Below are 12559 nucleotides of genomic sequence, written 5' to 3'. Positions count from 1 at the left end.
CGGTGTCCCGTCCGCTCCCCGTTCTCCGGTGGGCGGACGGGGTTCTGTCACAGGCACCACGCGAGGAGAGTCGATGAGCCGGGCCCGGCTGAGTTCGTGGTCGCTGCGCCGCCGGGTGGCGGTGTTGTTCACCGTCGCCGGGATCCTGCTATCCGGCATCGGTGTCCTTGCCGTGGTGACCGCGGTGGACAGCAACGAGAACCTGGACGTGATCCTGGAGAAGACCGGCCCGATGCGGCTGGCCGGCCAGGATCTGTACGCGGCCTACCTGGACCAGGAGACCGGCATCCGGGGGTACGCGCTCAGTCGCAAGGCGGAGAACCTGCAGCCCTACCGGGCCGGTGAGCAGACCGAGCAGGAGCTGCTGACCCAGATCGAGACGCTGAACGACTCGAACGGCAACGCCGAGATCCGCGCGGACCTGCGGCTGGTCCGGGAGCGGGCGGCGGACTGGCGGCGCACCGTGGCCGAGCCGGTGATCGAGTCCGTCCAGGCCGGGCGCCCGGCGTCGGTGAGCGTCGGCACCACCCAGTTCGACGCGCTGCGGACGGCGGTGAACGAGTTGCAGTCCGACATCCTGGCGCTGCGCAACGCCGCCGTGGTGACCGCCCGGCAGACGTCCACCCTGCTGGTGGCGTTGCAGGTCAGCGCGGCGGTGGTGGTGGTCCTGGCCGGGGCGCTGCTGATGCTGCTGCTGGACCGCCTGGTGAACCGGCCGGTCACCGATCTGGCGGTTCAGGTCCGCAAGGTGGCCCGCGGTGACTACGAGCGGGTGATCACCAGTTCCGGGTCGCCGGAGCTGCGGGAGCTGGCCGCCGACGTGGACGGGATGCGCCGGCAGATCGCCGCCGAGCTGGCCGTGGTGCGGCAGGCGCGGGCCGAGGTCGAGTCGGTCAACCAGGAGCTGCAGGCCAAGGCCGAGGAGCTGACCCGGTCCAACCGGGATCTGGAGCAGTTCGCCTACGTGGCGTCGCACGACCTGCAGGAGCCGCTGCGCAAGGTGGCCAGTTTCTGTCAACTTCTCCAGCGGCGGTACGCCGGACAGATGGACGAGCGTGCCGACCAGTACATCGGGTTCGCCGTGGACGGCGCCCAGCGCATGCAACGGCTGATCAACGACCTGCTGGCGTTCTCCCGGATCGGCCGGATCACCACCGGGTTCAAGAGTGTCGACCTGGCGAAGGTGATGCCCGAGGCGCGGTCCCAACTGGAGGCCCGGGCCGGTGCGGACGCCGAGATCAACTGGGCTGACATGCCTGTGGTGGAGGGTGAGGAACCGCTGCTCACCACGCTGTTCGTGAACCTGATCGGCAACTCGCTGAAGTTCCGCCGGCCGGATGTGCCGCCGGTGGTGCGGGTGAGCGCGGACCGGGTCGGCGGCGAGTGGCGGGTCAACGTCCGGGACAACGGCATCGGGATCGAGCGGGAGTTCGCCGACAAGGTGTTCGTGATCTTCCAGCGGTTGCATCCGCGGGACGCGTACGAGGGCACCGGCATCGGGCTGGCCATCGTCAAGAAGATCGTCGAGTACCACGGCGGGCGGATCTGGCTGGACCTGGACGTCGAGGAGGGCACCTCGATCTGGTTCACCCTCCCGGCGCAGCCCGAGCCGGAACCGGAGGCGCAGCCGGTGGCGGCGGCGACCGGGCCGGATTCGGACGTGGCCTCAAAGGGCTGACCGGACGGCGGGTGCCGTGGCCTCAGAGGGCTGACTGGACGGCGAGTGCCGTGGCGACGGCCAGCCACGGCACCGCGATCAGCAGGGCCCCGGCACCGCCCAGCTGGGGGTAGAGCACCACGCCGAGCAGCAGGGCGACCGTGCCGACCAGGACGGCGGCGCCCTTCAGCAGTTGCGCGCGCCGGGGTGTCGCGACCGGGCGGCGTGGCTCGTCCCAGTGCGCGATCAGTTCGTCGAACGCGTCCGGGCGGTCCATGGTGGTGACGTCGGCGGCCCGGGCCAGTTCGAGCCGGTTGCAGATGTCGGTGACGCCCGGGGTGCCGCGGGCGATGTCGGCGGCGGTGACCCGGGCGGCCAGCGAGCCGACCGTGCCGATCAGGTTGGCCACCCCGTTCTGCACCTCGACCAGGATGAGTTCGCTCTCCAGGCGCGGGTCGCCGAGGATCCGCTCGATCACGTCGACGGTGAGCCGGATGTCCGGGCCGCTGGCGGGCCGGGGCCGCCGGTCCGGCCAGGCGTCGTCGTAGGGCTGGGGCCACACGATGCTCACTTGATACTCCCGTCGGTCACGACGGCGAAGTCTGGTCCGGCGGCGTAGCGATCCCACCCCGGTTGTGTGACAAGCGCATCACAGCTTCCTAATTTTGATAGTGCACTCTCATTATCGAGTACGGTGCCACCGTGAACAGTCGCAGCGGGCATCGCGGGCCGGGCCGCCCGGCCCGGGTGGACACCACGGCGATCGCCGCCGCGGTGCTCGCCGTCGGATTCCGGGACCTCACCTTCACCGCCGTCGCCGCGCACCTGCGGATCGGCCAGGCCACCCTCTACCGGCACGCCGCCAACCGCGACGAGCTGGTCCGGCTCGGCCTCGACCTGGCCGTCAACCGGGTCACCTGGCCGGGGCTGGAGGGTCCGTGGCGGGAGGTGATGGAGACCTGGGCGCTCGCGGCGTGGCACGCCTACGCCGGTCATCCCGGCGCCGCCGCCGAGATGACCCGGGGGGTGGTGCCGCACTCGGTGCTGCTGCTGTCGGACAAGCTCGGCGCGATGCTGATCGGCCACGGGTTCCGGCCGGCCGATGCGGTCCTCGCCGTCGACCTGGTCTTCGACCTGGCGGTCGACCACCGCCGCGGAGTGGAAGACCTCGGCGTCGACCTCCGCCGCGGAGTCGAAGACCTCGCCGTCGACCACCGCCGCGGAGTCGAAGACCTCACCGTCGGCGACCCGGCGGTGGTCGAGGACGGCAGGAAGACCATGCGCGATCACGTCGAGACGCAGTGGGCCGCGCCGGTGGACGGCACTCCGGAGGCCGCGATCCGGGCCGAGATGCTGCGCGCGATCCGGGCCGACCCGATCGACTGGTTCCACGGCAAGTTACGGGTGGTGCTGGCCGGCATAGCCAGCGAACTCGCGCCCCGGAAGGACGCCGGCGAACCGGCGCCCAGAAAAGACGCCCGGAAACCGGGGCCTGGGAAAGACCCACAGACGACGGCTGGCTCCCCTCGTACCGGCGAATGAAAGAAGTTGACGTGAAGCCACAGATATCCCTGCTGCTCGGCGCGGTGTTCCTGGTCTATCTGGGCCAGATGACACTGAATCCGATCATCGCCCCGCTGGCCCGTGAGGTGGGCCTGGCCGAGTGGCAGATCGGCGTGACGATCAGCGTCGCCGCGATCATGGTGGTGCTGACCAGCCAGTCCTGGGGCCGCCGTTCCCAGTCGCTGGGCCGCAAGCCGGTCCTGGTCGCCGCGTTCGCGCTGGGCACCGTGACGATGGCGCTGTTCGCCGGGCTGTCCGCCCTGGGCATGGCCGGGGTGATCACCGACACCACCCTGTTCGTGCTGTTCGTGCTGCTGCGTGGCCTCGGGTTCGGCACGGCGATCGCGGCGGTGGTGCCGACCGCGCAGGCCTACATCGCCGACGTCACCGAGGACGAGGAGACCCGGGTCAAGGGCATGGCCGGGGTCGGCGCCGCGCAGGGCATCGCGATGATCGCGGGTTCGGTGGTCGGCGGGGTGCTGTCCGCGTTCGGCATGCTCGTCCCGCTGGTCACCGTCCCGGTGCTGCTGGCCGCCGGGCTGGCGCTGATCGGGCTGCGACTGCGCCGCGAGTCCCGGCACGAGCTGATCGAGAAGCCGGCCAGGATCAGCCCGTTCGACACCCGGGTGTGGCCGTTCCTGCTCGCCGGGTTCGGCATGTTCACCGCGCTCGGTTTCATCCAGGTGATCACCGGGTTCCTGGTCCAGGACCGGCTCGGCCTGAGCGCCGAGCAGACCGGCCTCTACACCGGCGGCGCGCTGCTGGCCGCGGGTGTCGGCATGGTGCTCGCCCAGGCGGTGATCGTGCCGCGCAGCGGGTGGAGCCCGGCGACCCTGCTGCGGGTCGGCGGCGTGGTCGCGCTCGCCGGGTTCGGGCTGCTGATCCCGGATGCCGGGCTGGGGCTGCTGGTGGTGTCGATCGGCCTGATCGGGCTGGGCCTGGGCACCGCGATGCCCGGGTTCACCGCCGGGCCGTCGCTGCTGGTCAGCCGGGAGGAGCAGGGCGGGATGGCCGGGCTCTCCGGGGCCACGGCGGCGCTGACGTTCGTGCTGGCGCCCACCGCCGGGACCACGCTCTACAGCCTGGGACACACCCTGCCGGTGATCGCCGGGACCGTGATCATGGCCGCGGTGTCGCTGTTCGTCCTGGTTCATCCCCGGTTCCGCAGCGTCGCGAAGGTTCCCGAGACGGCCTAAGCCCCGGGCGGGAGACTGCCGATGGGAAGGCGATGGCCGAGAACCGCGTCGCGAACAGGATCGCCGACACAGCGGTCGGCGGCACCGGAGTGATCGTCGCCGCCTTCCTCGTGTTCTACCTGGGTGCCTGGGGTGACACCGAGCAGCGCCAGTTCGTGACCAATCTCGTGCACATCCCGATCGCCCTGATGTACACCGCCCTCGGACTGCGGATCGTGGTCCGGGGCGGTCCCACCCATCACACCCGGCGCGCGTGGGGGTTCATCACCGCGGCGTTCTTCTGCCGGCTCGTGGCCCAGTCGTCCTGGTTCATCGAGGACTCGGTGCTGGGCACGCCGCGGTTCCCGGCGGTGGCCGACTACTGGTACATCGCGTTCGTGCCGTTCATGTTCACCGGCCTGATGCTGATGCCGTCCGACCGGCGCTCCCGCATCGACCGGATCAAGCTGACCCTGGACGCGCTGATCGTGGTGTCCGGCGCGTTCATCGTGCTCTGGTACCTGCTGCTCGGGCCGCTGGTGGTCAAGGAAGGCGCCCCGCTCTCCCGGACCCTGTTCTCCACCGCGCTGCCGGTCGGTGACCTGCTGCTGATCCTGGCCCTGGCGATGCTGCTGCTGCGCCGGTCCGGGATCGCCGACCACGCCCTGACCATGCTGGTGGTGGCGGTGACGATGTTCGTGGTCGCCGACATCGCCTACGGATATCTGCAACTCAAGACCGGTTACCGGGGCGGGGCCTGGCCGGACCTGTTCTGGTTCTGCGGCGGGTTCCTGCTGGTGCTGGCCGCGCACCGGACGTACCAGCAGACCTACCATCCACCGGACCCGGCGAAACGGCGGGCCACGGTCAACTGGCTGCCGTACGGCACCATCGCCCTGGCCTACGGGGTGCTCGGCTACATGGCCCGGGAACAGGGCATCTACCCGCTCGGCGGGATGATCCTCGGGGCCATCCTGCTGACCGGGCTGGTGATCGCCCGGCAGATGTACGTGCTGCGGGAGAACCAGGACCTGGCCGTCACCGACCCGCTCACCGGGCTGGCCAACCGCACCCGGATCACCGAGCGGGTGGCCGCCCTGGTGGCCCAGCCGGCCCGCGCCGGGCGCTGCTCCGCGGTGCTGCTCATCGACCTGGACCGGTTCAAACCCATCAACGACACGTACGGCCACGAGGCCGGCGACACGGTCCTGCAGGCCGCGGCGGTGGCGCTCCGGGCCGGGATCCGCTCCGGGGACACCGCCGGGCGTCTCGGCGGCGACGAGTTCGCCGTGATCCTGCGCGACCTGCCCGACGTGGCCGCCGTCGAACGGGTCACCCAGCGCCTGGCCGAAGCCCTGCGCACCCCGGTGATCCTCGGTGACCTGGTGCTGTCGGTGGAGGCCAGCATCGGGGTGGCCATCCACGACGCGGACAGCAAGGTCGACGGTGATCAGCTGGTCCGGCAGGCCGACCTGGCGATGTACACCGCGAAACGCTCCGGCCGGTCCCGCTACCAGCTGTACACCCCGGAGCTGGACGCCGGCACCCGCGACGCCCGGCTACGGCAGGCCATCACCGACGGTGAGCTGGTGCTGCACTACCAGCCGGCCGTCGGGCTGCAGACCGGGGAGATCCGCGGGGTGGAGGCCCTGGTCCGCTGGCAGCATCCGGAGGAGGGCCTGCTCATGCCGGGCGCCTTCATCGCTCTGGCCGAGGAGACCGGCGCGGTGGTGCCACTCGGCGAATGGGTGCTGCGGGAGGGCTGCCGGCAGGTCGCCGCCTGGCAGCAGGGGGTGGCCGGGGCGGACCGGATCACGCTCAGCGTCAACCTCTCGCCGCAGCAGGTGAAACAGGCCGACCTGGTGGACGTGGTCACCGGGATCCTGGCCGAGACCGGGTTCCCGGCGACCCGACTGATCCTGGAGATCACCGAGTCGGTGGTGCTGGAACCGGACGAGCTGACCATCGCCCGGCTGGGGGCGCTGCGCGACAAGGGGATCAGGCTGGCGGTCGACGACTTCGGCACCGGGTACTCGGCGCTGAGCTATCTGCAGCAGCTACCGGTCAGCATTCTCAAGATCGACCGGTCGTACATCCGCGGCATCGACGACGACGAACGCGACGAACGGATCGCCGAGGCGATCGTACGACTGGGCCTGGCCTTCGATCTGGTCGTGGTGGCCGAGGGCATCGAGACGGCCGAGCAGGCCCGTTTGCTGGCCGAGATGGGCTGCACGGTCGGGCAGGGCTACCACTTCCACCGCCCGACACCCCCGGAGCAGACGGTCCAGGTCCTGGGGGCGACCGCGCTGAAGTTGTAGTTCGACACTGCGACAAGCTGTTGACCTGCCGAAATCAGTGTATTGGCAGGTCTCAGCAGGGCTGAAGATTCGGTTTCGAGCGGGCTTTGGGGCCCATGCCGCTTCAAAATGCGCGGCCGGGAACGCACCTACCTCGCCGCTGCCGCCGCCCTCACGCGGCAACGGCGAACCACCACGTGACCCGGACCGCCGACTACGACGGCTCCTGAGCCGTCCACACCCATGTAGCCGGGCAATCCTTCACACTGAAAATCGACCCCTTGCGCACCAAAGCCCTCGTCTCGCCCGTCGCATAACCGCCATCGAAAAAGTCATACGACGGCGGCTGAGACACCTCCCACACACACTCGGACGGATCATCACTGCCCACCGTGAAGTAGATCCCCGGCTCCACCAGGTTCGCCTTCTTGCACCACTCCACGCCCTTGCAGGACGAACCCGCCACGTAGTAGCCGCAGCTGCCCTTGCTGATACAACTGCCACCCGAATCCGTCATCTGCGTCGGCAGCGTCGGCGAGAACGTCGACGGCGACGGCGACGGCGACGGCGACGGGCTGGGCGACGGCGGAGCCACCGACGCCGCCGAGACGACAGGAGCAGGCGGTGCAGCGGCAGTGTCGGCGGCCGGACCTCCGCAACCAGCAACAGCAACGGTCACGCACAAGGCCAGGAAGCGGAACAGGCGAGTCACGCGGATCCTTCCGTAGGTTCCCGACCACCCAACGCGGTCCACGCATGACCGTCAATCAACCGCGCGTCCACCACAACCACCGATTCGGACACCAGACCCGTGCAGGCCAGGGTCGACGCCATCGCCCGGTCGCTCGCCGACATGAAGCAGGCCGCGAACACCGCCGACGACGGGTTCGAGCCCACCGTTCTGGAGGAGCCCACCCCGTCGTGCCGGCCGAGGCCGAGCAGCCCGACGCCGACCCGGACAGCGACGTCATCGTCGGGCGGCGCTGAGATGTGTCGCGGATCCCAGCAACACAGCGTGACCGAAGTACCAGGATTCTCGGGCTGACACCCCGATCGCCTACGGAAAGTTACGAAGCGTGTCATGCCCTCCCGCATCCCCGACGACAAACGAGCAGCGATTCTTGCCGACGTCAACGCAGGTACCAAAGGCCGTACCCAGATCGCCCGCGATCACGGAGTGGGCGTCGGCACCCTCCCAAAGATCGCCAAAGGACGCTGGTGTGACCACCGCATTCGACCGGGCAGACCTGAAAATGACCACGGAGGCGGCGGCCCTCGACAACAAGGTCTTGAAAGTAAGAACCGCCCAACGGTTCCTGGACAAGGCCAACGACCTACTCGTGTCCGCAGCCACCGCGATCGACAAGCATCTGGTGCTCGAACGACACGATTTCAGTGACCCCGGCACGATAGGCTCACTGCTCGCACCCTGCTGGAAGGCCTGCAGCAGAAGCACGGCAGCGGGGATGCCGGAACCGCAACTGTCGGACAAGCAGGAAATGTCGATTGCCCACGCCACCGCGCATGAACATAAGGACGGGCGCGGTACGGCGACCATCCCGGGGCGCACCGTTGAGGTCATCACCACCAACGACTCCCGCGCCGAAAACCGGCTGCGAGGCAGGACCTGCGCCGGCGCCTACGTCGATGAAGCCACCCTCGTGCCCGAGGCGTACTGGACGCGGCTCCTCGCCCGGATTTCGGTGCCCGGCGCGAGATTGTTCGCCACCGCCAACCCCGGTAACCCGTCGCAATCGACGAGTTCCCCGGCTACTCGTGGGATGAGAAGAAGGCCGCCAAAGGCGAGGACTCCCCCATCAAGGTTGACGGCCACGGGCTGGACGCACTTCGCTACGGGGTCAAACCCACCGAGGGCGCGTGGCTCCGGCCGAACGGTTTCCAGATGTGAGCGGTCATTTCGGGGCAGGGCCAGGCCAGGGTGTGTGCTCGACCGTTGTGTCCTTGTACTTCTCGTTGAAGAGGTAGTTCAGGTCTGCACTTGTCGCCGGACGCCGAACCTGATTGGCGTCGATCCACCAGGCAGTTGCATCCGGGTCGACTTCGAGCGATGCTGGACCTCGGCGCCCGTTTCCGGCCACGCGGCGGTGGATGCCGGGCTCAACAAGGCGCCCGAAAACGTTGACCTTTGCCATGCCGTCATCATGCGACAGCTGGCGCTGGCCCGAGCCGCCAACGGAAATTCTGACCACGGTGCAGTCGGAGGTGGCCAGCGCAGGGGAACCCCGGCTGCCGAATCAGCCGGCCCGGCAGCACAAACGTGCTGGAGGACGCCCGGCACCTCAAGGCGCGGGCGAACTGGCTTGCCAAGCCGGATGCAACACCGTAACCATCTGAGGTGACCTAATTGCGCACACCTTTCGGATGAGCAGCAAGCCCAAGCGCCACGAGGTCCACATCGATGCGGTCTACATAGGGCTCCGCTGCACCACCCTGAACTGGTCACGATTGCCGCAGTCTCTTCAGTGATCCACCGAGAGTCATTCGGGGTGCGCGCCTGCAGCAGTGACCGTTCAAAGTTGCGTGCTATCGGCAGGGGCGCGGGTTGCAACTGATGCTTTCGTCCCCTGAGATCCAAGTTTTGGTTGAACCAGCGGGCAAGTTCGTCCACCTCCCGCTAGTTCAGCTCAACCGACCAAACGTTTTCGGGGTTCACGGGTGGCACCACCTTCCTGTCAGTTTGATCGATTACTACCAGGTCACCTTGCCGCATTTCGGGGCTTTTAGTTTTAACGCCATACATGCGCCAATAACGGTATGGCCGATATCGGATGAATTCGAGACAGGAGCCTCGACGGCGCCACGCGTTCGTCTCGCAGGCGGGCCCTCAGGTACGGCAGTTGGAGCAGCCGTGGATCTGCCCGTCCGTAACCTCATCGCGTACCCACGCCTCCAACTCGGGACGCGTTCCGCAAACCTTCGGGTAAAGGTGGGTCCAGCGGACCCCGTTGCCAGGAGTGCCCTGCACGTAGCGGCAATCGGCCCGATGAAGCCGAAAATGGCTGGGGTCGGGATCTCGGTTGGCATTGAGAACATGCCCGGCAGGGTTTGCGGCAACCCACGCCAGGTAGCCGGCGTCGTCGTTGGTGAAGTGCTGCATGCCAGGACGCTACCGAACAGCCCCTATCCGCGGTCCAAGTGTCACCCGCGCTGCCGGGCCGCACGTACGCCCACGGATCGTTGCCGACCTCGCCGCGGGCGAGATGGCTCACGAGAACACCTGCCCAGGTGCCCGACGAAGAGATCGGCCCGCTGCTGACCGCTTGGAGCCGTCAGGTCGGTCGGTACGACCGCGGCCGGCGCATCACCGAGAACCCCGTCTGATCGCAACCCCACCGAGTTCTCGAATGGAGCGATGATGACCAATACCGACCAGTCCCTGATCCGACACCAAAGCAGTAGTGGCATCGATACCTTTCGTGATGGCAGCAGTTTGAGGGAGGTGCGCCACGTGCCCCAGACGGCGGTATCGGCCGACGAGTCGCACCTGACTGGCCCGAACGCCCGAGCGAGTGGATCAGTCATTGACCAGTACCGTGCCGCGATGACTTCGAGCATCATCTCCGTCATCAAGACCATAGAAATCAACCGGCCGCGGCTGTCCGACCCGAAACGCGATCTCCTGCTGTTCTTCGCCCAAGGCCACCACCTCGCCCTCGGCGGCGACCCGCTGTTCACCGAGGCCATCTACGCCACCGACCACGGAATCGCCGTCGACTACCAGGCCGACCCCAGCGAACCCGAATCCCCTCCGACTGGCGCCCTGAACACGATCAACCGGATGCTGACGCGCTACGCCGACCTATCGCCAGCCGACCTCCGCACCCTGATCCGTACATCAGTGCCGTGGCAGCTGGCGATGAAGTCCACCGTCGGACCGCGCATCGAAGGGGCGTGGCTTCGAGACTGGTTCACCCGTCCCGAAGAGGTCGACGACCCGACGGACGGACGCCCCACCCGAACCCAGATGGCAGCATGGGCGACCCGCCACTCCCGGTAGCCCGCCGCGCACTGCACTGCGTCAGGAGGACCGATGAGCGACACGAACAGACTGTGGGTGCTGAAAGACTTCCCCGACGACATCGGTTCCGGTTCCGACGTGGTGCAGCGCGCCTACCAGGACTGGAAATACCAGTGCGAACGCGATCCCTCCATCGACGCGGCACCTGTGGATGCCGGCGGCGAACGACACCAGGTGATCATTTGGGGCAGCCGGCATCCTGACGACTACTCGGCCAACCAGCAGTTCGCCTGCGACTTCGACATCAACCCGCGCGCTTACGGGCTTCCCGGCGAGGTGGTCTACCGGGACTCGGGCTGGATTTAGATTGTCGGCGGTTACCGCCTCACCGTCATGCGACTCCTCGAACCATGGAGCAGGACACGAGCACTCGAGACGACGGCGTTTTCGACCCGTCGCTCGGCCTGGTCGTCACCGAGTCCGGGTAGGCCCGCTGGCGGACCCGACTCGCTGAGCACCGCGCCCAGCTGACGCCGGAGAAGCTGGCGGCCATGCGCGCCCAGGTCGGCTTCAACCCGCCGGCGTGAGTTGCCGCTCGGTCTTTTAGGTGCTGGACACGTCGATGGATGCGAGGGTCGCGGTGTTGATGCGCCGACCGGGCCTGGATGCGGGCCTGTCGGACGGCGGGTTGACGATCGAGATCCCGGACTGCCGCATCACCGTCTGTGGATGATCGGCTGAGGTGGTGACCGACTTTCAGTTCTCGGGTTTGGCCCGTTCGCGCCACACCGCTACTTCGATGCCGAAGTTGGTGGTGGGTGTGGCCGGGTTTCCGGGCTGGTTACCCGGCCACGTCAACCAGCCCTCAACCTGCCCGGCACGGAGCCTTGTCGTGACCTACCCGCCTCAACCCGGCCAGCCTCTGCCTCCACAACCCGACTACGGGCCCGGTGGGTACGGGCCGCCGCCTACGAAGCGCCGCGTCTGGCTGTGGATCCTCGTCGGGATCCTGGTGGTCGGTGGTGGTTGTGCCGGCCTGTTCACTGCCTGCCTCGGCGGTGCTGCGAAGGTGGCGTCGGATGCGGCCGGTGAGATGGATGCGAATCAGAAGGGCGAGAACGCGGTTGCCGGGGAAATGAACAAGGCTGCGACGGACGGCAAGTTCGAGTTCACGGTGACCGGCATGAAATGCGGGCAGAAGCAGGTCGGTGGCCGGTTCGGGTCGAAGGCGCAGGGTGAGTTCTGTGTCGTCTCGGTGACGATCAAGAACACTTCTACGTCGGCGGAGGCGTTCGCCGATTCATCGCAGAAGGCCACCGATGCGGCCGGGAACACCTACGACGTGGACTCGGGCGCGAGCATGGCGGCCAACGATGACGGGTCGACGTTCTACGAGAACATCAACCCCGGCAACCAGGTGAAAGGCAAGATTGCCTTCGACGTGCCAGCCGGGACGAAACTGGCGTCGATCGTGCTGCACGAGTCGGCGTTCACGCCCGGCATCAAGGTGCCGCTGTCCTGACTGTGAGGCTGGTGGTGCTGGCTCGTTGGTGATGGGCTGGCTACTGGCAGCAGTGGAGGCGTCCCCGCGGGGTTCCCGATGCCCCGACATCAAGAAGCCGAGGATCCAGCCTCTCACCTGGCTATCCTCAGCCCCATGAGCACCTACACCGCGCTGAAGTTATAGTTCGGCGCATGTTCGAGTTCGAGGACGAGTCGCCCGAGCCCCAGCCGTCCTCGTCCGGCAAGGACCGGGCCGTGTCGGTGGCGCGCTCGTTCCTGCTGATGATCGGCCTGGCGGTGGTCGCCCTGGCCGCCGCCGGTTTCCTGGTGATCTGGGCCGTCGACGTGCTGGGGACCCAGTCCCGTTCCTGACCAGGGCCGG

At 68.0% G+C, this 12559-nt stretch carries 13 protein-coding genes; 9 read left to right on the top strand and 4 right to left on the bottom strand.

From position 1 onward, the window contains the following. Nucleotides 1-73: 73 nt before the first annotated feature. Nucleotides 74-1678 carry a sensor histidine kinase gene (locus tag Aco03nite_RS37570; protein WP_203804941.1) on the top strand — a complete coding sequence of 535 codons (1605 nt, stop codon included), beginning with the start codon at nt 74-76 and terminating at the stop codon, nt 1676-1678. A gap of 22 nt (nt 1679-1700) precedes the next feature. Here Aco03nite_RS37570 and Aco03nite_RS37565 read toward each other — a convergent pair whose 3' ends face one another. Beyond that, on the bottom strand, nt 1701-2228 hold the full coding sequence (locus Aco03nite_RS37565) for a BON domain-containing protein (RefSeq protein ID WP_203804939.1): 528 nt from the start codon (nt 2226-2228) through the stop codon (nt 1701-1703). 131 nt (nt 2229-2359) lie between these two features. Between Aco03nite_RS37565 and Aco03nite_RS37560 the strand changes: the two genes are divergently transcribed. From Aco03nite_RS37560 to Aco03nite_RS37550, 3 genes are all read left to right on the top strand, one after another. Continuing rightward, nucleotides 2360-3199, top strand: a complete 840-nt coding sequence (locus Aco03nite_RS37560; protein WP_203804938.1) for a TetR/AcrR family transcriptional regulator — start codon at nt 2360-2362, stop codon at nt 3197-3199. 68 nt (nt 3200-3267) lie between these two features. Further along, entirely contained in the window at nt 3268-4416 is a 1149-nt protein-coding gene (locus Aco03nite_RS37555) for an MFS transporter (RefSeq protein ID WP_344317373.1), read from the top strand. 32 nt (nt 4417-4448) lie between these two features. Continuing rightward, a complete protein-coding gene (locus tag Aco03nite_RS37550; RefSeq protein WP_203804936.1) occupies nt 4449-6716 on the top strand; it encodes a putative bifunctional diguanylate cyclase/phosphodiesterase in 2268 nt (755 codons plus the stop codon). Nucleotides 6717-6909: 193 nt separating this feature from the next. On the opposite strand, the gene Aco03nite_RS37545 is transcribed toward Aco03nite_RS37550, so the two are convergent. The 3 genes from Aco03nite_RS37545 to Aco03nite_RS37535 form a co-directional block, all read right to left on the bottom strand. Then, nucleotides 6910-7407, bottom strand: coding sequence for a hypothetical protein (locus Aco03nite_RS37545; RefSeq protein WP_203804934.1), 498 nt, complete (start codon nt 7405-7407; stop codon nt 6910-6912). 1201 nt (nt 7408-8608) lie between these two features. Further along, nucleotides 8609-8848, bottom strand: a complete 240-nt coding sequence (locus Aco03nite_RS37540; RefSeq protein WP_203804932.1) for a hypothetical protein — start codon at nt 8846-8848, stop codon at nt 8609-8611. Between the two features lie 692 nt (nt 8849-9540). Further along, nucleotides 9541-9813 (bottom strand): hypothetical protein, encoded by a 273-nt coding sequence (locus Aco03nite_RS37535; protein WP_203804931.1) that lies wholly within the window; start codon nt 9811-9813, stop codon nt 9541-9543. A 258-nt stretch (nt 9814-10071) separates the two neighbouring features. Here Aco03nite_RS37535 and Aco03nite_RS37530 point away from each other — a divergent pair, with 258 nt between their 5' ends. The 5 genes from Aco03nite_RS37530 (at nt 10072) to Aco03nite_RS37515 (ending at nt 12549) form a co-directional block, all read left to right on the top strand. Next, nucleotides 10072-10713, top strand: a complete 642-nt coding sequence (locus tag Aco03nite_RS37530; RefSeq protein WP_239145759.1) for a Panacea domain-containing protein — start codon at nt 10072-10074, stop codon at nt 10711-10713. Nucleotides 10714-10746: 33 nt separating this feature from the next. Then, nucleotides 10747-11040: a hypothetical protein gene (locus tag Aco03nite_RS37525; protein ID WP_203804930.1), complete on the top strand. Its 294-nt coding sequence runs from the start codon at nt 10747-10749 to the stop codon at nt 11038-11040. Between the two features lie 241 nt (nt 11041-11281). Then, nucleotides 11282-11407, top strand: coding sequence for a hypothetical protein (locus Aco03nite_RS54300; RefSeq protein WP_275415939.1), 126 nt, complete (start codon nt 11282-11284; stop codon nt 11405-11407). A 159-nt stretch (nt 11408-11566) separates the two neighbouring features. After that, nucleotides 11567-12196, top strand: a complete 630-nt coding sequence (locus Aco03nite_RS37520; protein ID WP_239145758.1) for a DUF4352 domain-containing protein — start codon at nt 11567-11569, stop codon at nt 12194-12196. A 173-nt stretch (nt 12197-12369) separates the two neighbouring features. After that, complete coding sequence (locus Aco03nite_RS37515; RefSeq protein WP_203804926.1) at nt 12370-12549, top strand: hypothetical protein; 180 nt, start codon at nt 12370-12372, stop codon at nt 12547-12549. Nucleotides 12550-12559: the final 10 nt, after the last annotated feature.

The organism is Actinoplanes couchii (assembly GCF_016862075.1).
Lineage (GTDB): Bacteria > Actinomycetota > Actinomycetes > Mycobacteriales > Micromonosporaceae > Actinoplanes > Actinoplanes couchii.
Note: the sequence above shows the minus strand (reverse complement) of the source record. Positions and strands in the feature narration are given on the sequence as shown.

What these genes read in the sequence shown, in the direction of transcription:
- Aco03nite_RS37570 (WP_203804941.1), top strand. Translation starts at nt 74, where the DNA reads ATGAGCCGGGCCCGGCTGAGTTCGTGGTCGCTGCGCCGCCGGGTGGCG.
- Aco03nite_RS37550 (WP_203804936.1), top strand. Translation starts at nt 4,449, where the DNA reads ATGGCCGAGAACCGCGTCGCGAACAGGATCGCCGACACAGCGGTCGGC.
- Aco03nite_RS37555 (WP_344317373.1), top strand. Translation starts at nt 3,268, where the DNA reads ATGACACTGAATCCGATCATCGCCCCGCTGGCCCGTGAGGTGGGCCTG.
- Aco03nite_RS37515 (WP_203804926.1), top strand. Translation starts at nt 12,370, where the DNA reads ATGTTCGAGTTCGAGGACGAGTCGCCCGAGCCCCAGCCGTCCTCGTCC.
- Aco03nite_RS37530 (WP_239145759.1), top strand. Translation starts at nt 10,072, where the DNA reads ATGACCAATACCGACCAGTCCCTGATCCGACACCAAAGCAGTAGTGGC.
- Aco03nite_RS37525 (WP_203804930.1), top strand. Translation starts at nt 10,747, where the DNA reads ATGAGCGACACGAACAGACTGTGGGTGCTGAAAGACTTCCCCGACGAC.
- Aco03nite_RS37535 (WP_203804931.1), bottom strand. Translation starts at nt 9,813, where the DNA reads ATGCAGCACTTCACCAACGACGACGCCGGCTACCTGGCGTGGGTTGCC.
- Aco03nite_RS37540 (WP_203804932.1), bottom strand. Translation starts at nt 8,848, where the DNA reads ATGGCAAAGGTCAACGTTTTCGGGCGCCTTGTTGAGCCCGGCATCCAC.